At 72.4% G+C, this 25,068-nt stretch carries 19 protein-coding genes; 8 read left to right on the top strand and 11 right to left on the bottom strand.

From position 1 onward, the window contains the following. Window positions 1–231 precede the first annotated feature (231 nt). Both ABZ860_RS13210 and ABZ860_RS13205 read left to right on the top strand, forming a co-directional pair. Entirely contained in the window at window positions 232–2,589 is a 2,358-nt protein-coding gene (locus ABZ860_RS13210) for a glycoside hydrolase family 3 N-terminal domain-containing protein (RefSeq protein WP_357219281.1), read from the top strand. A gap of 160 nt (window positions 2,590–2,749) precedes the next feature. After that, window positions 2,750–4,996: a glycoside hydrolase family 3 C-terminal domain-containing protein gene (locus ABZ860_RS13205; protein ID WP_357219278.1), complete on the top strand. Its 2,247-nt coding sequence runs from the start codon at window positions 2,750–2,752 to the stop codon at window positions 4,994–4,996. 36 nt (window positions 4,997–5,032) lie between these two features. Here ABZ860_RS13205 and ABZ860_RS13200 read toward each other — a convergent pair whose 3' ends face one another. Both ABZ860_RS13200 and ABZ860_RS13195 read right to left on the bottom strand, forming a co-directional pair. Next, window positions 5,033–5,416: a PPOX class F420-dependent oxidoreductase gene (locus ABZ860_RS13200; protein WP_357219275.1), complete on the bottom strand. Its 384-nt coding sequence runs from the start codon at window positions 5,414–5,416 to the stop codon at window positions 5,033–5,035. Between the two features lie 72 nt (window positions 5,417–5,488). Continuing rightward, the gene (locus tag ABZ860_RS13195) at window positions 5,489–6,082 is read right to left on the bottom strand and encodes a dihydrofolate reductase family protein (RefSeq protein ID WP_357219272.1); all 594 of its coding nucleotides are present in this window, start codon (window positions 6,080–6,082) and stop codon (window positions 5,489–5,491) included. Between the two features lie 92 nt (window positions 6,083–6,174). Between ABZ860_RS13195 and ABZ860_RS13190 the strand changes: the two genes are divergently transcribed. Further along, complete coding sequence (locus ABZ860_RS13190; RefSeq protein WP_357219269.1) at window positions 6,175–6,627, top strand: helix-turn-helix domain-containing protein; 453 nt, start codon at window positions 6,175–6,177, stop codon at window positions 6,625–6,627. Window positions 6,628–6,812: 185 nt separating this feature from the next. Here the strand turns inward: ABZ860_RS13190 and ABZ860_RS13185 are convergent, their stop codons facing one another. Then, window positions 6,813–7,382: a TetR/AcrR family transcriptional regulator gene (locus tag ABZ860_RS13185; protein ID WP_357219267.1), complete on the bottom strand. Its 570-nt coding sequence runs from the start codon at window positions 7,380–7,382 to the stop codon at window positions 6,813–6,815. A gap of 103 nt (window positions 7,383–7,485) precedes the next feature. Here ABZ860_RS13185 and ABZ860_RS13180 point away from each other — a divergent pair, with 103 nt between their 5' ends. Next, window positions 7,486–7,926: a DoxX family protein gene (locus ABZ860_RS13180; protein ID WP_357219264.1), complete on the top strand. Its 441-nt coding sequence runs from the start codon at window positions 7,486–7,488 to the stop codon at window positions 7,924–7,926. A 195-nt stretch (window positions 7,927–8,121) separates the two neighbouring features. Here ABZ860_RS13180 and ABZ860_RS13175 read toward each other — a convergent pair whose 3' ends face one another. The 5 genes from ABZ860_RS13175 to ABZ860_RS13155 all read right to left on the bottom strand — a co-directional run bounded on the left by ABZ860_RS13175 (window position 8,122) and on the right by ABZ860_RS13155 (window position 15,519). Then, window positions 8,122–9,087 carry an ABC transporter permease gene (locus tag ABZ860_RS13175; RefSeq protein ID WP_357219261.1) on the bottom strand — a complete coding sequence of 322 codons (966 nt, stop codon included), beginning with the start codon at window positions 9,085–9,087 and terminating at the stop codon, window positions 8,122–8,124. Then, on the bottom strand, window positions 9,084–10,034 hold the full coding sequence (locus ABZ860_RS13170) for an ABC transporter permease (protein ID WP_357219258.1): 951 nt from the start codon (window positions 10,032–10,034) through the stop codon (window positions 9,084–9,086). The genes ABZ860_RS13175 and ABZ860_RS13170 overlap by 4 nt, the downstream gene beginning before the upstream one ends. Continuing rightward, window positions 10,027–11,577 carry a sugar ABC transporter ATP-binding protein gene (locus ABZ860_RS13165; RefSeq protein ID WP_357219255.1) on the bottom strand — a complete coding sequence of 517 codons (1,551 nt, stop codon included), beginning with the start codon at window positions 11,575–11,577 and terminating at the stop codon, window positions 10,027–10,029. The genes ABZ860_RS13170 and ABZ860_RS13165 overlap by 8 nt, the downstream gene beginning before the upstream one ends. Window positions 11,578–11,675: 98 nt before the next feature. After that, complete coding sequence (locus ABZ860_RS13160) at window positions 11,676–12,746, bottom strand: ABC transporter substrate-binding protein (RefSeq protein ID WP_357219252.1); 1,071 nt, start codon at window positions 12,744–12,746, stop codon at window positions 11,676–11,678. 223 nt (window positions 12,747–12,969) lie between these two features. Further along, window positions 12,970–15,519: a PA14 domain-containing protein gene (locus ABZ860_RS13155; RefSeq protein WP_357219249.1), complete on the bottom strand. Its 2,550-nt coding sequence runs from the start codon at window positions 15,517–15,519 to the stop codon at window positions 12,970–12,972. 334 nt (window positions 15,520–15,853) lie between these two features. Between ABZ860_RS13155 and ABZ860_RS13150 the strand changes: the two genes are divergently transcribed. The 4 genes from ABZ860_RS13150 to ABZ860_RS13135 all read left to right on the top strand — a co-directional run bounded on the left by ABZ860_RS13150 (window position 15,854) and on the right by ABZ860_RS13135 (window position 21,826). Then, window positions 15,854–16,654, top strand: coding sequence for a DeoR/GlpR family DNA-binding transcription regulator (locus tag ABZ860_RS13150; RefSeq protein ID WP_357219246.1), 801 nt, complete (start codon window positions 15,854–15,856; stop codon window positions 16,652–16,654). 66 nt (window positions 16,655–16,720) lie between these two features. Then, a complete protein-coding gene (locus ABZ860_RS13145; protein ID WP_357219243.1) occupies window positions 16,721–18,217 on the top strand; it encodes a sugar ABC transporter ATP-binding protein in 1,497 nt (498 codons plus the stop codon). Between the two features lie 141 nt (window positions 18,218–18,358). Next, window positions 18,359–18,763, top strand: a complete 405-nt coding sequence (locus ABZ860_RS13140) for a hypothetical protein (RefSeq protein ID WP_357219240.1) — start codon at window positions 18,359–18,361, stop codon at window positions 18,761–18,763. A gap of 3 nt (window positions 18,764–18,766) precedes the next feature. Next, on the top strand, window positions 18,767–21,826 hold the full coding sequence (locus tag ABZ860_RS13135; protein ID WP_357219237.1) for a caspase family protein: 3,060 nt from the start codon (window positions 18,767–18,769) through the stop codon (window positions 21,824–21,826). A gap of 56 nt (window positions 21,827–21,882) precedes the next feature. Here the strand turns inward: ABZ860_RS13135 and ABZ860_RS13130 are convergent, their stop codons facing one another. From ABZ860_RS13130 to ABZ860_RS13120, 3 genes are read right to left on the bottom strand one after another with little or no spacing between them, the layout of a single operon-like run. After that, window positions 21,883–23,037: a sulfotransferase gene (locus tag ABZ860_RS13130; protein WP_357219234.1), complete on the bottom strand. Its 1,155-nt coding sequence runs from the start codon at window positions 23,035–23,037 to the stop codon at window positions 21,883–21,885. Between the two features lie 31 nt (window positions 23,038–23,068). After that, entirely contained in the window at window positions 23,069–23,845 is a 777-nt protein-coding gene (locus ABZ860_RS13125; protein WP_357219231.1) for an SDR family oxidoreductase, read from the bottom strand. After that, entirely contained in the window at window positions 23,845–25,035 is a 1,191-nt protein-coding gene (locus ABZ860_RS13120; protein ID WP_357219228.1) for a hypothetical protein, read from the bottom strand. The genes ABZ860_RS13125 and ABZ860_RS13120 overlap by 1 nt, the downstream gene beginning before the upstream one ends. Between the last annotated feature and the right edge of the window lie 33 nt (window positions 25,036–25,068).

Raw genomic sequence — 25,068 nt, 5'->3', positions numbered from 1 at the left:
CTCCGGCGCACCGGCCTAGAGTCCACATAAACTATCGGTCCTGATTCAGAAACTTTCGGACCACAGTTCAGACGACAGTTCGGATGAGCAGGGGGCGCTCGATGCGGTTGCTCGCGTACCGCTGTCTGCCGCCGTCGCGGCGCGGGTACGGCCGGGCCGATCGTCACCTGGTCCCGTACGGCGTCTTCCGGGGCCGAGGCCCACGCGACGGATCGACAAGCAAGGGATGTCATGACATTCGTAGACGCGCCGGGGCTCGCGCCCTGGCGGGACGGCGACCGGCCTCTCGACGAGCGCGTGGACGCGCTGCTGGCCGAGATGACGCTGGAGGAGAAGGTCGCCCAGCTCGGATCGGTGTGGGTCGACATCTCGCCCGCCGGCTCGGAGGCGGCGGGCGGCAACGTCGCGCCGCTGCAGGACCTGTTCATGAAGGACGGCGCGAACCTCGCCGACCGGATGCGCGACGGGGTCGGTCACCTGACCCGGGTGTACGGCACGGCGCCGGTGAGCCCGGCGGAGGGGGCGGCCGGGCTGCGCAGGCTGCAGGAGCAGGTGATCGCGGCCAACCGGTTCGGCATCCCCGCCATCGCGCACGAGGAGTGCCTGACCGGCTTCGCCACTTACGGCGCGACCGCCTACCCCACCCCGCTGGCCTGGGCCGCGACCTTCGACCCCGCGCTCGTCGAGCGGATGGCCCGGGCCATCGGCGACGACCTGCGCGCCGTCGGCGTCCACCAGGGCCTGTCGCCGGTTCTCGACGTGGTGCGCGACTACCGCTGGGGCCGGGTCGAGGAGACCCTCGGCGAGGACCCCTACCTGGTGGGTCAGATCGGCGCGGCCTACGTGCGCGGCCTGGAGAACGCCGGGATCATCGCCACGCTCAAGCACTTCGCCGGATACGCCGCCTCCCGGGCGGGCCGCAACCACGCCCCGGTCAGCATCGGCCCCCGCGAGATGGCCGACGTCATCCTCCCGCCGTTCGAGACGGCCATCCGCGAGGGCGGCGCCCGTTCGGTCATGAACTCCTACACCGACGTCGACGGCGTGCCGGTCGGCGCCAACGCCGCACTGCTGCGCGGGGTGCTGCGCGACCAGTGGGGATTCGACGGCACGGTCGTGGCCGACTACTGGGCGGTGCCGTTCCTGGCCATGATGCACCACGTCGCCGCCGACGAGGCGCACGCGGGCGTGGTCGCGCTGCGGGCGGGCATCGACGTCGAACTGCCCGACACGGTCGGCTACGGCAGTCGCCTGGTCGAGAGCGTGCTGGCCGGCCACGTGGAGGAGACCCTGGTCGACGAGGCCGTGCGCCGGGTGCTGCGGCAGAAGATCGAGCTCGGCCTGCTCGACGACGGCCCCCTCGTGCCCGAGAACGCCGGCGACGCCGACCTGGACAGCCCCCGCAACCGCGACCTGGCCCGCACCGTGGCCGAACGCTCCGTCGTGCTGCTGAGCAACCCCACCGGCGTGCTGCCGCTGGCCTCCGCGACGAGCGCGCGCATCGCCGTCATCGGCCCGTGCGCCGACGACCCGCAGACCCTGCTCGGCTGCTACGCCTTCCCCAACCACGTCCTCGACCGCTTCCCCGACCACGGCATGGGCCTGCCCATCGCGCCCGCCCTGGACCTCCTGCGGGCCGAGTTCCCCGGCGCCGACCTGCGCTTCGCCCGGGGCACCGACGTGTCGGGCGACGACACCTCCGGCATCGCCGAGGCCGCCGCCCTGGCCGGGCAGTCCGACCTCGCCCTGCTGTTCGTCGGCGACCGGGCCGGGCTGTTCGGCAACGGCACCTCCGGCGAGGGCTGCGACGCCGCCCACCTCGCCCTGCCCGGAGTCCAGCCGGAGCTGGTCGAGGCGGTCCTGGCCACCGGCACGCCGACCGTCCTGGTCGTGGTGTCCGGCCGCCCGTACGCGATCGGCGCCTACGCCGGCCGGGCCGCCGCCGCGCTCCAGGCGTTCCTGCCAGGCGTGGAGGGAGGCTCGGCGATCGCGGGGGTGCTCAGCGGCCGGGTCGAGCCCTCGGGCCGCCTGCCCGTCCAGATCCCCGGCTCCCCGTTCGTCAACCCCTCCACGTACCTGCAGCCGCCCCTGGGACTGCGCAGCGACGGCATCTCGGTGTCCGACCCGACCCCGGCCTTCCCGTTCGGCCACGGGCTGTCGTACACGACGGTCGTCTATGACGCGATGACGACCTCGGCGGAGCGGTGCCCCACGGACGGCACGGTCGAGGCGCGGGTGACCGTCACCAACACCGGCTCCAGGGCGGCGGAGGAGGTCGTGCAGCTGTACGCCTCCGACCCGGTGGCGCAGGTGGCCCGTCCCGTCGCGCAGCTCGTCGGCTTCGCCCGGGTGCCGCTCGCGCCCGGGCAGACCCGCGAAGTCGTCTTCGAGGTCCCCACCGACGCCTTCTCCTACACCGGTCCCGACCTGCGCAGGATCGTCGAACCGGGCGTCATCGCGCTCACCGCGGGCCCGTCCGCCGCCGACCGCCCCCTGCGCGCCGAGATCCTGCTGACCGGCGACACCGTCGTGCTCGGCCGCGCCCGGCGGCTCACCACCCACGCGCGGGTGCCGGAACCGGCCTCCTGACCGTGACACGCGTGCGGCGGGCGGCCGAGCCGCCCGCCGCGCGCCGTCCCGCGCCCGGCGACACGGCTCCCCCGGCCCGGGGAAGATCACGCCCTGCCGCCGCTGCTCCTTTCCGGGGCAGGAAACACCATGAACCCTTCCCGTGATAGGAGCCTCCCCGATGGCCCGGACCGACCTCGACGCGCGCGCACTGAACGCGCTCACCCTGGAGCAGAAGGCATCGCTGCTGTCGGGCCGGGATTTCTGGACGACCAAGCCGCTGGAGGAGGCCGGGATTCCGTCCATCACGCTGTGCGACGGGCCGCACGGCGTCCGCCGCGAGGCCGGCGGCTCCGACCACCTCGGCATCAACGAGAGCATCCCCGCCACCTGCTTCCCGCCCGCGGCCGCGGTCGGGTCGAGCTGGGACCCCGAGGTGGCCGCCCGGATCGGCGCCGCCGTCGGCCGGGAGGGCCGGGCCCTCGGCGTCGCGGTCGTGCTCGGCCCCGGCGTGAACATCAAGCGCTCGCCGCTGTGCGGGCGCAACTTCGAGTACTACTCCGAAGACCCCCTGCTCTCCGGCGTACTGGCGGCGGCGCACGTCGCCGCGCTGCAGGCCGAGGGGCCGGGCGCGTCGGTCAAGCACTTCGCGGCCAACAACCAGGAGACCGAGCGCATGCGGGTCAGCGCCGACGTGGACGAGCGCACACTGCGCGAGATCTACTTCCCCGCGTTCGAGCGGGTGGTCAGGCAGGCCAGGCCCGCCACCGTCATGTGCTCCTACAACCGCCTCAACGGCGTCCACGCCTCGCAGAACCGGTGGCTGCTCACCGACGTCCTGCGCCGCGAGTGGGGCTTCACCGGCGTCGTCGTCTCCGACTGGGGTGCGGTCCAGGACCGCGTCGCCGCGCTGGCCGCGGGCCTGGACCTGGAGATGCCGGGGACCGGCGGCGCGAGCGACCGGCGCATCGTGGACGCCGTCCGCGCGGGCGACCTCGACGAGGCCGTGGTGAACGCGAGCGTGCGCCGCGTCGTCGCCCTCACCGAACGCCACAGCGGCGTGTCCGGCGCGTTCGACGCCGACGCCCACCACGCGCTCGCCCGCGAGCTGGCCGCCGACTGCGCCGTGCTGCTCAAGAACGAGGACGGCACGCTCCCCCTCTCCCCGGAAGCCCGCATCGCCGTGATCGGCGAGTTCGCGGTCAGGCCCCGGTTCCAGGGCGGCGGCAGCTCCCACATCAACGCCACCCGGGTCGACGCGGCGCTCGACGCGATCCGGGCCCTCGCCCCGGACGTCGCCTACGCCCAGGGGTTCTCGCTGGACGGGCCGGGCGACGCGCGGGAGCTTCGCGAGGCGGCGGCCGAGGCCGCGGCGTCCGCCGACGTCGCGGTCGTCTTCGCGGGCCTGGGCGAGCGGGAGGAGTCGGAGGGCTTCGACCGGGAGACGATCGACCTGCCCGCCGTCCAGGTCGAGCTGATCCGTGCCGTCGCCGCCGCGGCCCGCCGTACGGTGGTCGTCCTGTCCAACGGCGGCGTCGTCTCGATGGAGGGCTGGCACGACGACGTGGACGCCGTACTGGAGGGCTGGCTGCTCGGCCAGGCGGGCGGCTCGGCCGTCGCCGACCTCCTCTTCGGCGTCGTGAACCCCTCCGGGCGCCTCGCCGAGAGCATCCCGGTGCGGCTCAAGGACACGCCGAGCTACCTCAACTTTCCCGGCGAGGCCGGGCACGTGCGCTACGGCGAGGGTGTCATGGTCGGCTACCGCTACTACGAGACGGTCGAGCTGCCCGTGCGCTACCCGTTCGGCCACGGCCTGAGCTACACGACGTTCGCGATCGACGACCTCAGGGTCGCCCGTACGGGCGGCGACACGGCCACCGTCACCGTGAGGGTGACCAACACCGGCGATCGGCCGGGCAAGCACGTGGTGCAGGTCTACGTGGCCACCGTCGCGGGTCCCGTACGGCGGCCCGCCCGGGAGCTGCGGGCCTTCACGAAGGTGGCCCTCGCTCCCGGCGAGTCGCGCACGGTCGCCCTTCCTCTCGACCGGCGGGCGTTCGCGTACTACGACGTCCCGCTCGGCCGGTGGGTCGTCCCGGCGGGCGACTACACGATCCAGATCGGCGAGAACGCCTCGTCCGTCGTGGCCGAGGCGACGATCACCCTCGACGGCGACTCCGTGGTCCCCGTGGTGTCGCTCGACTCGACGCTCGGCGAGTGGCTCTCCCATCCGCTCGCCGGGCCCGCTCTCCTGCGGGTCCTCACCGGCGGGAGGAACGAGCGGCCCGGGGAGGACGACGAGAACGGACTGCGGATGGCCTCGTCGATGCCGATGGGACGGTTCCTGAGCTTCGCCGGCATCGACATCCCGCAAACGACCCTGCGGGAACTGGTGGAACTGGGCGGATCGGACGGCGCGGCGGCCTGAGCCACCCGATGTCGGTCGGGAACGGGAAGCGGCCGGTCAGCCGATGCCGACGGTCTGCCGCTCGGGCTCGATCACGACGACGACGCGCTCCTGCCCCCGGGGGTAGGGCGCACCGGTGTACTTCGTGGCCAGCCGGTCGACGATCTCCCACGCCGCGTCGCCGTCGAGCCACTCGACGGCCCTTCCCCGGACGACGACGGGCTCGAACGGGTTGTCCACGGGCGCGACGGACAGCGCCATCCGGGGGTCGCGGCGAAGGTTGCGCGCCTTGCGCGTGCCCGGGCCGGTGAAGAAGACGATCCGGTCGCCCTCGGTGCCGACGTAGACGGGAGCGGTGTGGGGCGAGCCGTCCGGGAGGACGGTGGCGAGGTGCGCGATCGAAGCGCCGTCGAGCACGCGGCGCACGTCGGGGTCGAGCATGGGTGCACTCCTTCAGGGGTTGTTTCCGGCGCGCCACGCGACGTGGACGGCGACGAGCGGTGATGACGAGGGTCAGCGGGCCACTTCGTAGTGGAGGTGGGTCACGCCGGGCGCCGGGACGGCCTCCACCAGACGGAGACGCACGTGCTTCGGAAGCTCCTGGAAGAAGCGGCGACCGGAGCCCAGCAGAACGGGCACCTGGTGGAGGATCACCTCGTCGACCAGGCCCGCTTCCAGCGCGGACGTCAGCACGCCGCCGCCCATGAGGGCGACGTCCCTGCCCCCGGCCGCCTCGCGTGCCGCCGCGATCGCGTCCTCGATGCCGGTGGTGACCAGCGTCTGCCTCTCGCTGATCTCGGGCGCCGCCCGGCGGCTGAGGACGAACAGCCGGGCCGCCGGGTGCGGGCTGCCGCCGCCGAAACGGTCGGAGTCCTCGTAGGTGTTGCGCCCTGCCACGACCGCACCGACGCGTCGTGCGAGGGTGTCGAAGATCCGGGCGCTGGGCCCGCTCAGCCTGAACCCGTCGAACACGCCGCTGGGCGTGTCGCCGTCGAAGTACCAGTCGAACAGCATCGGCGCGTCGCCCAGTCCGCGTCCGGCGCCCGGGTCGCGCCCGGTGACGTACCCGTCGACCGACACCGCGTGGGCGCTGATGACCTTGCTCATCTCGCCGACTCCCTTTTCGAGTTCCTTGAAGAGACTCCATGACCGTAACAGCCGAAGTTTCTTTAGGGAACCCCAATTGCTAGACTGCGTCCATGCAACGCACGAAGTTCGGGGAGATGGCCTGTTCCATCGCGCGCACCCTCGACGTGATCGGAGAGCCGTGGTCGCCGCTGATCCTGCGTGACGTGTGGGTGGGCATGACGCGGTTCGACCAGCTCCAGGCCGACCTCGGGATCTCGCGCAAGGTGCTGACCGAGCGGCTCGCCTACCTCGTCGACCAGGGCGTGCTCGAGCGCCACCCCTACGACCGGCGGCCGCGCTACGAGTACCACCTGACGGCCAAGGGCGCCGAGCTGGTCGACCTGCTCATGGTCATGGCCGGCTGGGGGGACCGGTGGCTCGCGGGCGAGGCCGGGCCGCCGGTGCTCTACCGCCACCACGCGTGCGGTGAGATCAGCCATGCCGAGCTGCGCTGCGCCCACTGCGGCGAGCCGATGCACGGCGGCGACGTCGATCCGCTGCCGGGCCCGGGCGCGGCCGCCTGACCGAGACTTCCAGAGCTCGCCGGCAGCCCCGGCGAGCTTCGGATGCACGGCAGTCGCCCGTGCTCGGCGGCGCGGCAGGATCGGTTACATCGACCGCGGAGTTCCTGGAACCACCCGCCGCAACCCCACCCACGCCGCGCGGGCGGTTCCGGCTGCCGCATCCCCGGCCCGGGCAATCACGTCGATCAATGCGTCGTGCCGAAGAAGAGCCGGATCACCGAGCGGGCCAGGGCCTGTGGGTCGTCATGGGCGGTTTCGGGCAGGGCGCCGCTCAGCCACAGGCCGGCAAAGCCGTGGGCCAGCGACCAGGCGGCGATGGTGGTCAAGCGGTCCTGCGCCGGACTCGGCGACAGCCTGCCTGCGCTGGTGACGAGCACACGAGCCGCGCGCTCACTCGCCGCTTTCAGGCCGGGATCATCCATGCGATACAACTCAGGCCGGAACATCACCTCGAAGTAGGGCCGATGCCCGATGGCGAAGCGGACATAGGCGACTCCGACTTCCAGCACGTCATCGGCCGCTCGCTCCAGGGTGTCGGCGAACATCTCGAACCCCTCTGCGGCCACGGCCGTCAGCAGTCCAGCCTTGTCGCCGAAGTGATGGGCGGGGGCGGCGTGCGAGACGCCCGCACGCCGGGCCAGCTCACGCAGGCTCCATCCGACTGGGCCGGACTCCGTGATGGCCTCGAGAGCGGCGTCGATGATGGCGCGCCGCAGGTTGCCGTGGTGGTAAGCCGTCTGCTTGATCTGCCTCACCTCCCCGTTTTCGTGATCGGCAGGGTCAGGCCCACTCTATCTTGACGTTGACAAGATAGGGAATCTCCTCCAATCTTTCCAATGACAAGATTGGAGGGACGGAATGGTTCCGTTCGTCGCCCTGATCGGTGGCTTCGTCGTCTTGCGCCTGCTCGGCCTGGCCGGCATCGACGTCATGGACGGCTGGCAGCCCGCACTACGAGGAGCTCTCGCCTTGATGTTCGTCGTCACCGGCGTGCCACATTTCCTGCCATCGTGGCGCCGCGACTTCGTCGCGATGATCCCCGAGGTGTTCCCGCATCCGGCCCTGCTGGTCACCATCACCGGAGTCCTGGAACTGGCCGGCGCCGCCGGGCTGCTGATCCCGCCCCTGGCGCCATTGGCCGCGATCGGGCTCGCGCTGCTCATGGTCGCCATGTTCCCGGCCAACGTCTCGGCCGCCCGCCGCGGCCTCACTCTGGCCGGAAAGCCCGTGACCCCACTGCCCGCCCGCACCGCCCTGCAGGTGCTGTTCATCGCCGCCGCCATCGCCGCGGCCGCGTAGGTCACGGCCCGAACACCCCTCGCCTCACCCGTCCGCACACCACCCCTGACGGCTTCTATGTCGCCGCCGAGGACGCCTGCGGCGTGCCGCTCGCCTTCACACAGAGCTGACTGGCCTCAGCTCACCACGAACGGCCCCGCCGGCGCGTGCCTTGGCCGGTCAGCGAGTGTTGGCCGGTCAGCGAGTGTTGGCCGGTCAGCCGAGTCGTTGGGCTCTGCCGAGCAGCCGCTGGGCCACCACGACCAGGGCGAGGAACAGGCCGCTGACCACCTGCTGGAAGGCCGACGTCAGGTTGCCCACCTGGTTGATCAGGCTCTGGATCACCCCGAGCAGCAGCACGCCGGCGATGGTGCCGGCGATGCCGCCCGCTCCCCCGGTCAGCAGCGTGCCGCCGAGCACCACCGCGGCGATCACGTCGAGTTCCAGGCCGATGCCGAGGATCGTGACGCCGGAGGAGAGCCGGGCCGCGTTCAGCACCCCGGCGAGGCCCGCGAGCAGGCCCGACATCAGGTAGACGTAGACCTTCGTCCGCGCCACCGGTACGCCCATCAGCGCGGCCCCCTGCTCGTTGCCGCCGACCGCGTAGACGTTCTGGCCGAAGGCCGTCCGCTGGAGCAGGACCATCGCTGCCACCGCCAGGAGCGCGGTGATGTAGACCGGCCAGGTCAGGCCGAACACGCCGCTCTGCCCGAGCCGGGCGAACGCGGAGTCCTTCACCAGGTAGGTGGTGGCGCCCTCGTCGGAGATCGCCAGCATCAGCCCGCGCACGCCCAGCAGCCCGGCCAGGGTGACGATGAACGGCGCCATCCCCGTCCTGGCGATGAGCAGCCCCTGGAGCAGCCCCACCAGCCCGCACGCGGCGAGCGGCAGCGCGAGCGCGACGACCAGCCCATACTGCGAGCCGTACGCCGCGAGGACCCCGCCGAACACGAACAGCGACCCCACCGACAGGTCGATGCCTCCACTGATGATCACGAAGGTCATGCCGACGGCGATGATCGCGGTGAACGAGGAGGAGACGAGGACGCTGGCGGCGTTGCCCGCGGTGGCGAAGGAGTCGAAGGCGACGCTGCCGACGATCACCAGCGCCGCCAGCACCATCAGCGCGCCGTGCTGCTGGAGGACGCGGCTCACCTGCTCGCGTCCGGGCGATGCGGTCATCGGGTTCCTCGCTCCCTGGTGGCGTAAACGGCGGCCAGGATGATGACCGCCTGCACGATCTGCGTCCACGACTGCGGCAGGTTGTGCTTGATGAGGGTGGCCGACAGCAACTGCATGAGCAGCGCGCCCATGACCGTGCTGAGCACCCGGATCCGCCCGCCGCTCAGCGGCGTGCCGCCCACCACCACCGCCGTGATGGCCGACAGCTCGATGAACAGGCCGAGCGAGGTCGGATCGCTCGCCTGCAGCCGCGCCGTGGCGAGCACCCCGGCCAGCGCGGCCAGCACCCCGGAGATCACGTAGACCAGCAGCAGCACCCGGCGGACGGGCAGCCCGGACAGCTCGCTGGCCGCGCGGTTGCCGCCGATCGCGACCACCTGCCTGCCGAACGTCGTCCTGCGGACCAGGAACGCCGTCAGCAGCGTCAGCACGGCCGCGATGACCACGATGACCGGCACGCCGGACAGCGAGCTGCTGCCGAGCGCGATCAGGTCGGGGTTGCGGAACTCGACGAGCTGCGGCACGAGCACGTTGGCCAGGCCCCGGACGCCGACCAGCAGCGCGAGCGTCGCCACGATCGGCTGCACGCCCACGTAGGCGACCAGCGCGCCGCCCGCCGTCCCGGCCACCGCGCCGCCCACGAGGGCGACCAGCAGCGCCGGCCACGCGCCGTACCCGAGGTAGAGCGCGACGAGCGCGGCGGCCAGCGACATGACCGAGCCGACCGACAGGTCGATGCCCTGGGTGCCGATGACCAGCGCCATGCCGAGCGACACGATCACGATCGGAGCGACCTGCACGAGCTGGGTGCGGAAGTTCGCCACGTCGAGGAAGTGGGGGGTGAACAGCACGTTGAACAGCAGGAGGACGCCGACCGCGGCGTAGACGCCGTACTCCTGGGCCCAGGCGAGCACCCGCCGCCCGGGCGGTGCGACCGCTTCAGCCATCGGACTCCGCTCCTCGTTCGGCGATGGACGCCATGATCTTGTCCTCCGTGACGTCGTCGCCGGACAGCTCGCCGACGACGGCGCCCTCGCGCAGCACCAGGATCCGGTCGGCGCCCTCCACCAGCTCCTCCAGGTCAGACGAGATCAGTAACACGCCCAGGCCCTCCTCGGCCAGTTCGTCCACGAGGGCCTGCACCTCGGCCTTGGCGCCGACGTCGATGCCGCGGGTGGGCTCGTCCAGCAGCAGGATCTTCGGCCGGATGGCGAGCCACCGCGCGAGCAGGACCTTCTGCTGGTTGCCGCCCGACAGCTCCTGCACCGGCTGGTGCGGCGAGGCCGCCTTGATCCTGAGGCGGCGCATGAAGACCTCGACGACCTTGTCGATCCTGGCGTCGGAGACGACGCCGGCCCGCGACAGCGACGGCAGGGCGGCGAGCGCGATGTTCTCCCTGACCGACAGCGCCGGGACGATGCCCTCGGCCTTGCGGTCCTCGGGCAGCAGGCCGACCCCGGCCCTGATCGCCGCCGTGGTCGAGCCGGTGCGCAGGGGCAGGCCGGCCACGAGCACCCGGCCCGCGTCCAGCGGGAGCGCGCCGACGATCCCCTTGGCCGTCTCGCTGCGGCCCGCTCCGAGCAGCCCGCCGAGGCCGACGACCTCCCCCGGCCACACCGCGACGTCCACCCCGTGCAGCACCTGCCGCCGGGTCAGTCCCTCGGCCTGTACGGCGGGCGCGGCGCCCTCCCGCTCACGGGCCCGGCGGCGGTCGCGGGAGAACCTGGTCAGGCCGCCGGTCCTGACCTCGTCGAGGTCGCGGCCCAGCATCAGAGCGATGAGCTTCAGCCGTTCGAGCTCGGCGAGCGGGCCCGTGTGCGCGACCCGGCCGTCGCGCAGCACGGTCACCCGGTCGCACACCTCGTACAGCTCGTCGAGGCGGTGGCTGACGTAGACGACGGCGATGCCGTCGTCCCTGAGCTTCCTGATCACCGAGAACAGCGTCTCGACCTCGCGCGGCTCCAGGGACGAGGTGGGCTCGTCCATGATGACCACGCGGGCGTCGATCGCCACGGCCCTGGCCAGGGCGACCATCTGCTGGACGCCCATCCCGAGGGTGCGCAGCGGGCGGCGCACGTCGGTGACGACGCCGTATCCGGCGAGGATCCGCTCCGCCTCGCCGTACATCCTGGCGGTGTCGATGACGCCGAGGCGGCCGCGCGGCTCGCGTCCCAGCATCAGGTTGCGGGCCACGCTCATCATCGGGACGAGGTTGACCTCCTGGTAGATGGTCGAGATCCCGGCGCGCTGCGCGTCGAGCGGCGTCCCGAAGGCCGCCGGCGCACCGTTGTAGATCAGCTCACCGCCGTCGGGACGGTGGACGCCGGTGAAGACCTTGATCAGCGTGGACTTGCCCGCGCCGTTCTCGCCCACGAGGGCGTGCACCTCGCCGGGGAGGAGGGCGAGGGACACGCCGTCGAGGGCCACCACGCCGGGAAAGCGCTTGCTGATCTGCCTGGCCTCGAGCACCGGTGCAGCGGACTGGCTCAATGAGTTCCCTTCCTCGCGCGGGCCTGCGCGTGCGCGTGCGCGCGCAGGCCCGGGACGCGCGCGGGCTTGCGCGGGCGTCCGTGACGGGCTTCGGCAGGTCAGTAGGCCTCGCCGAGGGACGCCTCGGCGTTGGAGCCGTCGTATTCGCGGTCGGAGATGATGACCTTGTCGGGGATCGCCTGACCGTCCAGGAACTTCTGCGCGGTCTCGAAGGCGAGCGGCCCGAACCTGGGGTTGGACTCGACGACCGCGTGCAGCCAGCCGTCGGCGATGGCCTGGACGGCGCTGCGGGTGCCGTCGACCGAGACGATCTTTATGGCGCCCGGCTCCTTGCCCGCGCCCTTCAGCGCGGTCACCGCGCCCAGCGCCATCTCGTCGTTCTCGGCGTAGATGCCGTTGATGTCCGGGTTGGACTGGATGAGCTGCTCGGTGACCTGCTGGCCCTTCTCCCGGGCGAACTCGCCGGTCTGCTCGAAGGAGATCTGGATGTCGGGCGCCTTCTCCTTGATCCGGTCCTTGAAGCCGTTGGTGCGCTCGGTGGTGACGTTGTTGCCCGGCGCGCCGAGCAGGATCGCCACCTTGCCCTTGCCGCCGAGCGCGTCGATCATCTTGTCGGCGGCCCGCTTGCCCTGCTCGTAGAAGTCCGAGCCGATGAACGTCAGGTAGTCGCTGCACGGGTTGGCGTTGATCTTGCGGTCGACCGTGATGATGGGGATCTTCTTGGCGGCGGCCTGCTGGAGCACCGGCTCCCAGCCGTCGGAGTTCAGCGGCGCGATGACGAGCAGCTTCACGCCCTGGGCGATGAGCTGCTGCACGTCGGTGATCTGCTTGGAGAACTGCGACTGCGCGTTGGTGACCTTGAGGCCGGCGATGCCGAGCTTGGCCGCCTCGTCCTTGATCGACTTGGTCTCCGCGATGCGGAACGGGTTGGCCTCCTTCTCCGACTGGGAGAAGCCGACCGTGGCGGTCTTGAGGTCGAACTTCGTGCCGCCGAAGCGGTCGAGCGTGCAGGTCGGGCCGGCGGAGTCCGCCGGGGTCTGCACGACCTGCTGCTGCGCGGACGCCGCCTCGCCGGGGCCCGCCGTGGCCGGGGTCTCCGACTTGGCGCAGCCGGCCGCGCCGAGCAGCACGGCGAGGGCGACGGCGGCCGTGCGGGGATAGGGCTTCATGGTGATCCTTCTTCCGATCGGGGGGTGCCGCGGCGCGTCCGGCGGACCGGAGGACGACGCGCCGCCGGTGGTGGGGGGGTGGCGGCCCGGACGTAGCCGTCCGGGCCGCGGCGGCGCCGAGCGGGCCGGCGGCCAGGCATGGCCGCGGGAGGCCTCACTCAGGCGCGGGCATCAAGAACAGGAATCACGGCCAGGAATCACGGCCAGGAATCAGGCCCAGGAATCATGCGCAGGCCGGGAGGATCTCTCCGGTGAGCGCCGTGTTGGCGTCGTGGAGGCGCTTGACGTCCGGCTTGGTCACGGCCCTGTCGTAGGTCATCAGGCCGTTGATCTCGGTCTCGACGTCGGTCGTCTGGGTGTAGACGGCCGCGCTCAGGCCCTCGCAGGCGTGCAGCTTGCGCAGGGCGTCGTCCATCTCCAGGAAGCGCTTGGTCAGCGCCTCGCCGTCGGACTCGACCGCGTAGCCCCAGCCGCCGCCGGTCCAGGTGTGGCCGACCACCGGCAGGGCGAGCCCGCCGTACTCGCCGAGCACCGACGCCCGGAAGAAGCCGGGCCGGGCGGGGCTGCCGGGTCCGGGGTAGATGTGGTAGTCCATCACGTCGCCGTTGCCGCCGTCCTGGGAGCCGCAGCAGTTGATGCCGCTCATGTTGTCCACGAGCCGGGAGGGGTCGAGGCTCTTCACGTAGTCGGCGATCCTGGAGACGTCGTACTGGCCCCAGCTCTCGTTGAACGGCACCCACATCACGATCGACGGGCTGCTGCGGTGCTCGTCCACCATCTCCTTGAGCTCGCTTTCGAACTGCGCCTTGTCGGCGGCGTTCGCGTCGCCGAACTTCGACGGCATGTCCTGCCAGACGAGCAGGCCGAGCTTGTCGGCGTAGGCGTACCAGCGGTCGGACTCGACCTTCATGTGCTTGCGCACCATGTTGAAGCCGAGCGCCTTGGTCTGCTCCAGGTCGTACCGCAGGGCCTCGTCGGTCGGCGCGGTGTAGACGCCGTCCGGCCAGTAGCCCTGGTCGAGCGGCCCGAACTGGAAGACCGGCTTGCCGTTGAGCAGGACCCGGGTCGTGCCGTTCACCCTGCCGACCGCGATGGAGCGCATGCCGAAGTAGCTCTCCACCTTGTCGCCGCCCTTGAGCTCCACGGTGAGGTCGTACAGGTAGGGGTCGTCGGGCGTCCAGAGGTGGGGGTCGGGGATCGGCACGGCCAGCTCCCTGCCGGTCGGGCCGGAGACCCTGCCGATGACGCGCTTGCCGGCGCGGGCGGTGACGACGGCGGTGGTGTCGCCGCTCGCCCTGACCTTCACCCGCAGGGACTGCCCGAGCACCTCGGGGATCGTGTCCACGGCCTCGATGTGGGTCCTGTCGACGGGCTCCATCCAGACCGTCTGCCAGATGCCGGAGGCGGGGGTGTACCAGATGCCGCCCGGGTTGAGCCGCTGCTTGCCGATGGGCTGGCGGCCGTTGTCGGTCGGGTCGGTCACGCCGACGACCAGCTCCTGCGGGCCCTTGCGCGTGAGCGCGTCGGTCACGTCCACGGTGATCCTGTCGTAGCCGCCCTTGTGGGTGCCGACCTGCTTGCCGTTGACGTAGACGACCGACTCGTAGTCCACGGCGTCGAGGTGGAGCAGGACGCGGTCCTTCCTCCAGGAGGCCGGCACCTCGAAGGTCCGGCGATACCACATGCGGTCCTCGTGGCGGCCGATCCCGGACAGGCTCGACTCCACGGGATAGGGCACGACGATCCGCTCGCCGAGGTCGCGGCCGAAGGGCGGCGCCTCACCGTCCTCGGCGGCGGCGAACTGCCAGGTGCCGTTGAGGTTCTGCCAGCGGTCGCGGACGAGCTGCGGGCGGGGGTATTCGGGCAGCGGGTTGTCCGCGTCCACCTTGTCGGACCAGCGGGTCTTCAGAACGTACGTGGAGCCGTTGGACACCGGCACCCAGGTGAACGCCTCGATCGCGGTGCCGTCCGCCTTGGCGAGGCCGCCCTTGCCGTCGTAGGAGGCCCGGATGTCGGCGGCGAGGCGCGGGATGGGGAAGGCGAGCTTCAGCGTGACCTTCGTGGTCCCGTCGAGGGCGGCCGACGCGACCTGCCACTTCGTGCCGGCCACCGTCAGGCCGAAGTGCTCGGCGGCGCCGGCGGGCAGCGGCGCGAGCGCGGTGTCGCCGAAGTCGAGGGTGGCCGTGTCGCCGGCCGCGTCGACGGCGGCGCTGTCCGGCCCCGGCGGGTCGAAGCCCTCGGGCAGGTAGAACGCGTCCGCCGGCACGGCCTGCTTGGGCTGGCTGGCGCTCTGCCAGCGCAGGTGGAGGTTGGCGCCGCCGAAGTGCTCGAAATACTCGACCTTGATGTCGTACTTCTGGCCGGCCTGCAGGGTGATCGGGGCGCCGGTCTGCTCCTTGTCCCAGTCGTCCACCCAGTGGTCGATGACGAGCGTGTCGTTCACCCAGAGCCGGAAGCCGTTGTCCCCGATGATGGAGAAGGTGTACGCCTCGGAGTACGCGGGCTGGATGCGGCCCGTCCACCGCACGGTGACGTCGTCCTCCCGCCCGGTCAGCGAGGTGAAGACCGGGTTGAGGTCGGGCAGCTCGAGATCCGGGTCGATCACGGTGGCCTTGAGCTGGGCGAAGTCGAACTTCCCCGCTGCCGAGGACAGGTAGTAGTCGCCGCGCAGGCCGTGCCGCTCGGCGCCTGCGGCGGTCGCGGAGGCCTGGCCCGCGACCTGCCAGACGGCGCCGAGAACGACGGCCAGCAGTAAGAGGATGGGCTTTCTCACAGGGATCCTTTCCTGCGGGCAGGGGCGGGCGGACGCGCCGTACGGCGTGGCCGCGTCCGGCCGGCGGGGCGGTGCGTGGCACGCCGGCGACCACCTGCCATGACGTGGGGGGAGGGTCGAGATCGGACCGGCGGACGCAGGGCACGCGGAGAGCGCACCTTCCGCACGCTGCCGATCAGATTCGGACAGGATCGAGTCGGTTATCGCCCTCAAATAAGCATCGCGGCCGCCATCCGGTCAAGAGACTGGATCAAATTCGTTCATTTTCGGTCAGCGACGCGGCGGTTTGGCTGGTCGACTATGATCGGAACCGGTCACAGCGGAGGGTGGGGGCGTGGTCGACACGGACAGCGACGGGCGCCGGCCCGTGTTCGCGGCCGAGCGCCGCCAGCGCATTCTGGAGTTGGTGCGGGCCAACGGCGCCGTCTCGCTGCGCGAGCTCGCCCAGGCGGTGCAGTCGTCGGAGGTCACCGTACGCCGCGACCTGCGCGCGCTGGAGTCGGAGGGCCTGCTCAACCGGCACCACGGCGGCGCCACCCTCCCCGGCGACCTGAACAGGGAGGCCAGCTACGTCCAGAAGGTGACGCTCTCCTCGGCGGAGAAGTCCGCCATCGCGGACCTGGCCGCGTCGCTGGTCGAGGACGGGGACGCGATCGTCATCGGCCCCGGGACCACCACCCAGGAGTTCGCCCGCAGGCTGAGCAGGCACACCGAGCTCGCCGTGGTCACCAACTCGCTGCTGGTCGCCCAGGCCCTCGCCGGCTCCCCGCGCATCGAGGTGATGCTGACGGGCGGCACGCTGCGCGGGCCCATCCTCGCCCTCGTCGGCAGCGCGGCCGAGCGGTCCCTCGCCGGGCTGCGCGTGCGCCGGGCCTTCATCTCCGGCAACGGGCTCACCGCCGACCGCGGCCTGTCGACCCCGAACATGCAGGTCGCCTGCGTCGACCAGGCCCTGGCCGCCGCCGCGGAGGAGGTCGTCGTGCTGGCCGACCACACCAAGATCGGCATCGACGCGATGGTGCAGACCGTGTCCGCCGAGCAGATCGACCATCTGGTCACCGACGACGAGGCGCCGCGCGACGTGCTCGACGAGCTGGGCGGCAAGGGCGTCCGCCTGCACGTTGCCCAGATTTGATCGAATGTGACGGCCTCGTTACGGGTTTGTTTCCTACCGGGCTCACCATTCGAGGCGGAGGCAACCGTGCTGCAGGCCGCAGGTATTTGCAAGAGCTTTCAAGGCGCGCCCGCGCTCGACCACGTCACCCTGGCCCTGCGGGCCGGGGAGGTCCACGCGCTCGTCGGCGGCAACGGCGCGGGCAAGTCAACCCTGGTCAAGGTGCTCTCGGGGGTGTGCAGGCCGGACGCGGGGCGGCTGCGCTTCCACGGGGAGGAGATCGTCCTGTCCTCCCCCACCGACGCGGCCCGGCTCGGGATCGCCACGATCCACCAGGACGCCGGGCTCGTCCCCACGATGAGCATCGCCGCCAACCTGTTCCTCGGCCGGGAGCCGCGCGGGCGCTTCGGCCTGATCGACTTCGCGGCCATGCACGCGCGGGCCGCCGAGCTGCTGTCCTCCTACGGCCTGCGCGCCGACCCGCGCCGTCCGCTCGGCTCGCTCGGCGACGGCGCGCGTCAGCTCGTCGCCCTGGCCCGGGCCGCGTCCGCGGACGCGCGGCTTGTCGTCATGGACGAGCCGGCCTCCGCGCTGGAGCGCGATGAGCTGGACGTCCTGTTCGGCGCGATCGCCCGGCTCCGCGACGAGGGCAGGGCGGTGCTGTACGTCACCCACCGGCTCGACGAGCTCTACGAGATCTGCGACCGGGTGACCGTGCTGCGTGAGGGCCGGGTGGTGCACACGGGACCACTCGCCGGCCTCGACCGCCGCCGGCTGGTCTCGCTCCTGCTCGGCCGGCCCTTCCACGCCGAGGGAGCCGACGCCGCCGTCACCGGCGAGCCCGCCGGCCCGCCCGCCGACGAGCCCCTGCTCGAAGCCCGCGGGCTGACCCGCCGCCACGTGCTCCGCGACGTCTCCCTCGCCCTGCGTACGGGAGAGGTGGTCGGCCTCGGCGGGCTGCGGGGCGCGGGGCGCAGCGAGACCGCCAAGGCGATCGCGGGCGCGCTGCGCGTGGACGCCGGCCAGGTGACGATCGCGGGCGCCCCCGCGGGCAAGTGGTCGATCAGGAACGCGATCCGCGCCGGCGTCGGCCTCGTGCCGGAGAACCGCCGGGTGGAGGGCATCGTGCCGACCCTGTCGGTCCGCGACAACATCGCGCTGGCCGCGCTCCCCCGCCTGTCCCGCGCGGGGATCGTCTCCGACGCGCACCTGGACCGGATCGTCGCCACGTTCATGCGGCGGCTGGGCATCCAGGCCGTCTCGCCCCGGCAGGCCGCCGGTGAGCTGTCCGGCGGCAACCAGCAGAAGGTGCTGCTGGCCCGCTGGCTGGCGATGCACCCGAAGGTGCTGCTGCTCGACGAGCCCAGCCGGGGCGTCGACATCGCGACCAAGCTGGCCATGCGGTCGCTCCTCGACGACCTGGCGGTGGACGGGCTGGCGATCCTGCTGATCTCCTCCGACGTGTCGGAGCTGGTGGAGAACTGCGACAGCGTGGTGGTCCTGCGTGACGGCGCCGTCGTCGGCGAGCTGGCCGGGCCCGAGGTCAGCGAGGACCGCATCATGGGAGCGCTCGCCGCGAGCTGAGCTGCGCCGCCGAACCGGTGGCTGCCGAAGCGATGGCCGCCGCGTGGTGCGACGGGACGCGCTGTAACGGCATCGGGGGCGGGCGACGATAGCAGGGCGACACACGGGCTCCGCCCGCGCGGCGCGGGCGAGGGGGCGGGGATGAACGGTAGTCCGGAGGCCGGCGGCGTGATCCGCGTGCGCGTGGAGCTGCTGCCGGACGCGGACGTGGACGCCGACCTGCACGACCGGCTCACCCGCAGGCTCCGCAGGGAACTGAGCGAGGTCGGCGTCGAGTCGATCCGGACGGCCCCCGGCGGCCCGGCGCCCGAAGGGGCGAAAAGCCCCGACCCGGTCACCGTGGGCGCGCTCCTGGTGGCCTTCAGCGCCTCCGGGGGCGTGTTCACCTCGCTGGTCGGCGTGCTGCAGGACTGGCTCGACCGGCAGTCGGCGCGGCACCGGATCGTGGTCACCGTCGACGGCGACTCCCTCGAACTCGAACGGGCCACGGCCGCCGAACGGCGCGAGCTGATCGGCGCCTTCGTCCGGCGGCATTCGGGCGGCTAGCGCATGGGCCGCCGGTTGGCGCTGTTGATCGCCACCTACGCGTACGACGATCCGGGGCTGCGCCGGCTGACCGCTCCGGCCCACGACGCGGAGACGCTCGCCGCCGTGCTCCGGGATCCGGAGATCGGCGGCTTCGAGGTCACCACGCTGGTGAACGAGCCGAACCACCGTGTCGGGGAGGCCATCGCCGACCTGTACCGCGACCGGCGCGGCGACGACCTGACGCTGCTGTACTTCACCGGTCACGGCCTCAAGGACGACGACGGCCGGCTCTACCTGGCCACGCGCGACACCCGGCGGGACAGTCTGATCTTCACCGCCATTTCCGGCGAGCAGATCGACTACGCGATGGAGGCGTGCGCGTCGCGCCGGAAGGTCCTCATCCTGGACTGCTGTTACAGCGGGGCCTACCCGGCCGGGCGGCTGGCCAAGGCCGGTGACGACGTGCACGCGCTGGACCAGTTCCGGGGGCGCGGCCGCACCGTCCTCACCGCCACCGACGCCACCCAGTACGCCTTCGAGGGCGACCGGGTGCACGGGGAGGCTCCGCGATCGGTGTTCACCCGCCACCTGGTCGAGGGGCTGCGCACCGGCCGGGCCGACCTGGACGGCGACGGCGACATCACGCTCGACGAACTGTACGGCTACGTCTACGACCGCGTCGTGGCCGAGATGCCGCAGCAGCGGCCCAAGCGGCAGGACAACGTCGAAGGCCGCACCGTGATCGCCCGGAACGTGAACTGGTCGCTGCCTCCGCACGTCGTCCACGCCCTTACGAGCCCCATGGCCGGGGACCGGCTGAACGCCGTGGACACGCTCGACCATCTCCACCGGGTCGGCAACGGCCTGGTCAGGGCCCGGGTGCGCGAGGCGCTTTTGCGGCTGGCCGACGACGACAGCCGCATGGTCTCCGCGGCCGCCGCCGCCAGGCTGCGCGCCCTCGGCGCCGAACCGCCCGCATCACCGGAACCGCCCGAGCCCGCCGAGCCCGCCGAACCGCCCGAGCCCGCGGAACCTCCCGAGCGACCCGAACCGCCCCAGCCCGCCGAACCGCCGGAGCGATCCGAATCGGCCGAGCCCGCCGAACCGGCCGGGGTGCCCGCCCTCGGCCACAGCGCGTCCGCACCGCAGGCACCGTCCGACTCACCCGGAGTGGAGACCGCGCCCCCTGCGACGACGACGGTGCCCGCGACGGCACCGGCCATGTCGCGGGCGGACGCGCTCACCCCTCCGGAGGCCTCCGGGCCGCCGACGGCGCCCCCTCGCGTCCTTGCCGCCGACGAGCACCCGGCCGCGGCCGGCCGCCAGACCGGTTCTCCGGCGGCCGAGAGATTCCCCGTACAGGCGTCCCCGCCGCCCGGCGAGCCGGCGTCCGGACACGTGGCGGCGGGCCGGCCGGCGCTCGCCGTCGCCGGATCCGCGGCGGCGGCCGTCCTGACCACCATGTTCGGCGTGGCCGCGCTGGTCGGCGCGATCACCTACGGGAACAAGGACTTCTCCCCCGCGTACGACACGTCCATGAGCATCGCGACGGGGAGCTGGTTCCTCTCGCTGGCGGCGCTCGCAGCCGCCTTATGGGGATTCATCCCGACAGGGATCGACCGGAGCCTGGGCCGGCGACTGTCGTTCCTGCTCGGCGTCGCCGGGCCTCTCGTCGCGGCGGTCGCCGGGGCGCCCGTCGCGGCGCGTACCGGACTGTTCGGAGACGTCTGGATACTCCTGTCGCTGTTCGTCCTCCTGCTCGGCGTTGCGCTCTTCGCCCGGACCGCCTGGCGGATCTCGATGTGGCCCGCCTGGGCGGCGGCGACCGTGGGAAGCCTGCCGGTGATCTGGCTGGTCGAGCTCCTCACCCGGGGCGCCCTGCTGGGCCTGCCGGAGCTGGTCGTCTACGTCGAACTGATGAGGATCGCCTCGTACTTCCGTCAGCGGGACTCCTACCCGCTCCCCGCCGGACGGGGCATGCTGACGCGGCGCATGCTGCTTCTCGCCGGGCTGGCGGTGGCCTCGGCGGCCGGCACCAAGTCGGCGACCTCGCTCGCGTCGCAGCGCGGCGACTCCTCCGCCCCCGCCCGCAATGCGATCACCTCTGTGCTCTTCCTGGACGATCTCCTGATCACCGCCAGTTACCTCGAACCGCAGGCCCGCGTGTGGGACCCGGCCTCGGGCCGCGTGATCCGGGTGATCCCGGGCTCCGTCGTGGAGGAGCACGACAGCGGGATCTTCTCCATGGCGCTGAGCCCTGACCGGAAGACCCTGGCCACGGGGCACGGCGACAACAAGATCCGGCTCTGGGACGTCGCCACCGGCCGTCTCGAGAACACCCTGGTCGGCCACTCGCAGGGACTGGAGACTCTCGGCACCGGCCCCAGCCCCAGCGTGGTCGGGGTCAGCTCCGTCCGCGCGCTGGCGTTCAGCCCGGACGGCACGATCCTGGCCAGCGGTGGCGTGGACACGACGGTCAGACTCTGGAACCCCGAGACCGGCGAAAGCCGTAAGGTCCTGAACTCGCACAACGGCTCCGTCGAAGCGGTGGCGTTCAACACGGACGGCACGACTCTGGCGAGCGCCGGCCTCGATCGCACCGTCGAACTCTGGGACGTGAAGACCGCCCGCACCATCGGGGCCCTGACCGGGCGGTTCGGCGACGACGGCCCGTTGTCGGGCGTCACCGTGGCCGCCTTCCGCCCCCGGCACGGCCGGACGATCGCGACGAACAGCCTGGCCACCACCACGGTCCTGATCTGGGACACCTCCACCCGTGATGTCGTGACGACCGTGAGCGGTCACACGGCGGGACACGTGACCGCCCTGAGTTACAGCCCCGACGGCACGATCCTGGCCAGCGGTGGATACGACCGCACCATCGTGCTTTCTGACGCCGCGAACGGCCGGCAGATCCGCACCCTGACCGGCCACTCCGGGGAGGTCGCCGCGCTGGCCTTCAGCCGGGACGGCAAGGTCGTGGCGAGCGGCGGCTACGACGGCACGGCCCGGCTCTGGGACGCGGCCACCGGCCGCGCCCTCGTCGTTCTCTCCACCCTTGTCTCGCCCAGCCCGAGCTGACGGCGTCGGGCGGGGCCGCCGGCAGGAGAGCCGTCCCTGCCGGGGCGGCGCGACGGTCAGCGCCCGGCGGGGTAGCCGGCGAAGCGCGCCTCGACCTCCTCGGGGGTCAGCCCGAAGCCCGACAACTCGTACCGGTGGGACGGGCGGGCCTCCCCCGAGCCGCTCTCCTCGTGCAGGCGGGCCATGGCCGTACGGGCGGCGTCGCCGAGCGGCAGCCCGAAGTGGGCGTAGACGGCCTCGACCGTGCCGAGCGGGTCGCGGACGAACGCGTCGTAGCGCACGTCGAAGAACCGCGCCGGGTCGTGCCGGGCGCGGGCGGCGCGGAAGCGGTCGAGGCCCCGGCTCCACAGGTCGAGCTGGTCCCGCCCGATCACCGCGCCGGTGAACGCCTGCGACCACCCGGCGGTCGCCTGCGCGGCGAGGCTGCACATCGACGCCATGGCCGTGACCGGGTCGCGGTGGGTCTGGACGACCAGCGCGCCGGGGTGGACCTCCATGATCGCGTCGAGGGCGAACAGGTGGCTGGGGTTCTTCAGCACCCACCGCCGGCCGGGGTCGCCCAGCCCGATGAGCTGGAGGATCCGCCGATGCCGCTCGTAGGCGGGCGTCCAGTCCTGGGCCGCCAGCCAGGCCGAGTACGCCGGCAGGTGGGCCAGGCACTCGAAGGAGACCGACCGCATCGACTGCTGGAGCAGCCGCCAGCACTCCTCGACCATGTCCGCCGACATGTAGTGCACGCCCATGAACTCCGGATGGCGCACGTGGTGCCGCTCGTACGCGGCCTGGGCGGCCCGATACCCCGGGTCGCCCGCCCAGGTCTCGCGCGGCGGCCTCGGCCGGGGCGAGTCGGCCAGCCACAGCTCCAGTCCCTGGTTTGCGGGGTCGGCGGTCAGCAGCCGGTGCAGGGCGGTGGTGCCGGTGCGCGGCAGGCCGGTGACGAAGATCGGCCGCTCGACGGGCACGGCCGCGTGCTCCGGGTGCCGCCGCCAGGCCTCCTCGCACCGCAGCCGGGCGGTCAGCGCGCCGCGCAGCATCGCGCGGGCCGCCCGGGCGCCCTGCGGGGTGAGCGCCGCATCCCGGGCGTACGACTCGAGCAGCACCCCGAGGCCGTCGAGGTAGGGGTCGTCCCCGAAGCCGGTCAGCCCGGTGGCGCCGCTCGCCCAGGCGTGCAGCTCCTCGATCGTGCCGACGCGGTCGCGTCCCGTGCTCATCGGTCTCCTCCGCGGGCGGATCGGAAGCTGCTCAGTGGTGCCATTCGCCGCAGTTGACGTCGAGGCACTGGCCGGTGATCGCCCGCGCGAGCGGGGACAGCAGGAACACCGCGGCGTCGGCGATCTCGTCGGGCTCGGGCAGCCTGCGCAGGTCGAGCGTGGCGGCGGTCTCGTCGTACACCTGCCGCGCGGTGACGCCGCGCCGCCCGGCCAGGGCGTCGAAGTAGCGCTTCAGGTTGTCCGCCCAGATGTAGCCGGGTGCGACGCTGTTGACCCGCACGCCGCGCGGCCCGAGCTCGGTGGCCAGGCTCTGGGCGAGGGCGAGCAGGCTCGCCTTGGCCATCTTGTACACCCCGAAGGTGCGCCGCGAGTGCCGCAGCACCGCCGAGTTGATCATCACGACCGAGCCCGCGTGCTCGGCGAGCGCCGGCGCGAAGAGCTGGGTGAGCCGCAACGCGGCGAGCACGTTGGTCTCGAAGGCGGCGCGCACCGCGTCGAGGTCCACGTCGACGAGGTCCGTCATCGGCGGCATCGCGAAGGCGTTGTTGACCAGTCCGTCGACCCGGCCGCAGGTCTCCAGCGCCGTCGCGAGCAGCCGCCGCCGCGACGCCTCGTCGGTGACGTCGGTCCGCACCGGCACCGCCCGTTGGCCGAGCCGCGCGACCTCCTCCGCCACCGCGGCCAGCCGCTCCTCGTGCCGGGCGGCCAGCACCACGTCGGCCCCGGCCGCCGCGCAGCGCAGCGCCAGGCCGCGCCCGAGCCCCGGCCCGACCCCCGAGATCACGACGACCCGGTCCTTCAGCGGCATCAGCCCAGCATCCTTCGGGCGACGGCGGTCTGCCGGGCGGCGATCCTGGCCGCCCACTCCCCCGGGCCCACCCGCTGCCGATCGTGGTAGGGCAGGCGGGACGGCAGGTCCTCGAACCGCATCACCTCCACCTCGGGGCCGTCGCCGGGTCCGAGCGGGCGGGTGAGCCGCTGCCAGCGGATCTGGAGGTAGCCGCGGCGGTGCCCGGTGCGTTCGAGCCAGTTGGCGAGCCCGGGGTCGCGTTCTGCGACCACGTAGCGGATCTTCCCGTCGGGGTCGTGGCGGGCCTGGTCGGCGGTGAGGCTGGTCTGGTGGTTGATGTAGTCCAGGGACACGTACCACATGCCGCCGAGCTGGAATCCCTGGTAGGGCGCGACGTCGCGGCCCGCCGCGGGCACGGTGACGACCATGACCTGGTCGTCGTCGAGGTCGTAGTGGCCGACGGAGGAGTACTGCGTCGCGAGGCCGCCCGGCGTGGGCCGTGGCTCGGTCATCGTGTTGACCGGCAGCGTGAGGTAGTGCCTCTCGGGGAACGCGAGGAACGTCCGCAGCCGTCCCAGCAGCATCCTCGCGGCCACCTCGTAGCGCTTGGCCATCGTGCCGGCGTCCGGGGGCGGGGGCGCGGACCCGAGCGTGTCGGCGCGGTGGACGCGGATCTCGCCGGGCCGCTCGGCGTCCCAGTCGGAGAAGACCTCGCGGACGATCAGCATCGCCGCGCCGGGTCCGAGGGTGAAGCGGTTCGGGCCCGGCGTGAAGCGGGCTCCCGTGCCGGGCGGGCCGAAGCGCAGCTCGTACGACCCGTCCGGGGCGATCTCGATGTCGCGGTCGTCGAAGGCGGTGAGGCTGCCGGGCGACCGGGCGGGCGAGTAGTCGCCGTCGAGCACCTGGAAGCTCAGGTCCGCCGTGGTGCCGCGGCGGCCGGTGACCACGTATTCCGCGTCGTCCCGGATGTAGGCGTGGAAGTAGAGCGTGTCGGGGTTGTCCAGGCCGAGCTTGGCGTACGGGCCGGTGGAGGCGGCGAAGAAGGGGAAGTCGCGGTCGTAGGCCCACGTCATGTGCAACGCCGCCTTGATGCCGCCCGCCAGGTAGTCGAGGCCCTCGGCCAGGTCCTGCTCGGTGCGCACGTGCGGCGCGGACCGGATGATCTCCTCGGCCTCGGCGATCGCCCGGGCGAACGGTTCCGTGGCCATGGGACTCCCTCGGATGCGCGGTACAAATATGGA

The sequence above is a fragment of the Microbispora sp. NPDC046973 genome (assembly GCF_040644495.1).
In the GTDB taxonomy this organism is placed as follows: domain Bacteria; phylum Actinomycetota; class Actinomycetes; order Streptosporangiales; family Streptosporangiaceae; genus Microbispora.
The sequence above is the reverse complement of the archived record's forward strand: the minus strand, read 5'-3'. Positions and strand labels throughout refer to the sequence as shown.

Bases quoted from the DNA above. Each gene is read 5' to 3' on its own strand.
- ABZ860_RS13180 (WP_357219264.1), top strand. From the start codon at position 7,486: ATGGTTCCGTTCGTCGCCCTGATCGGTGGCTTCGTCGTCTTGCGCCTG.
- ABZ860_RS13140 (WP_357219240.1), top strand. From the start codon at position 18,359: ATGAACGGTAGTCCGGAGGCCGGCGGCGTGATCCGCGTGCGCGTGGAG.
- ABZ860_RS13200 (WP_357219275.1), bottom strand. From the start codon at position 5,416: ATGCTCGACCCCGACGTGCGCCGCGTGCTCGACGGCGCTTCGATCGCG.
- ABZ860_RS13160 (WP_357219252.1), bottom strand. From the start codon at position 12,746: ATGAAGCCCTATCCCCGCACGGCCGCCGTCGCCCTCGCCGTGCTGCTC.
- ABZ860_RS13120 (WP_357219228.1), bottom strand. From the start codon at position 25,035: ATGGCCACGGAACCGTTCGCCCGGGCGATCGCCGAGGCCGAGGAGATC.
- ABZ860_RS13190 (WP_357219269.1), top strand. From the start codon at position 6,175: ATGCAACGCACGAAGTTCGGGGAGATGGCCTGTTCCATCGCGCGCACC.
- ABZ860_RS13170 (WP_357219258.1), bottom strand. From the start codon at position 10,034: ATGGCTGAAGCGGTCGCACCGCCCGGGCGGCGGGTGCTCGCCTGGGCC.
- ABZ860_RS13175 (WP_357219261.1), bottom strand. From the start codon at position 9,087: ATGACCGCATCGCCCGGACGCGAGCAGGTGAGCCGCGTCCTCCAGCAG.
- ABZ860_RS13210 (WP_357219281.1), top strand. From the start codon at position 232: ATGACATTCGTAGACGCGCCGGGGCTCGCGCCCTGGCGGGACGGCGAC.
- ABZ860_RS13135 (WP_357219237.1), top strand. From the start codon at position 18,767: ATGGGCCGCCGGTTGGCGCTGTTGATCGCCACCTACGCGTACGACGAT.
- ABZ860_RS13195 (WP_357219272.1), bottom strand. From the start codon at position 6,082: ATGAGCAAGGTCATCAGCGCCCACGCGGTGTCGGTCGACGGGTACGTC.
- ABZ860_RS13205 (WP_357219278.1), top strand. From the start codon at position 2,750: ATGGCCCGGACCGACCTCGACGCGCGCGCACTGAACGCGCTCACCCTG.
- ABZ860_RS13130 (WP_357219234.1), bottom strand. From the start codon at position 23,037: ATGAGCACGGGACGCGACCGCGTCGGCACGATCGAGGAGCTGCACGCC.
- ABZ860_RS13125 (WP_357219231.1), bottom strand. From the start codon at position 23,845: ATGCCGCTGAAGGACCGGGTCGTCGTGATCTCGGGGGTCGGGCCGGGG.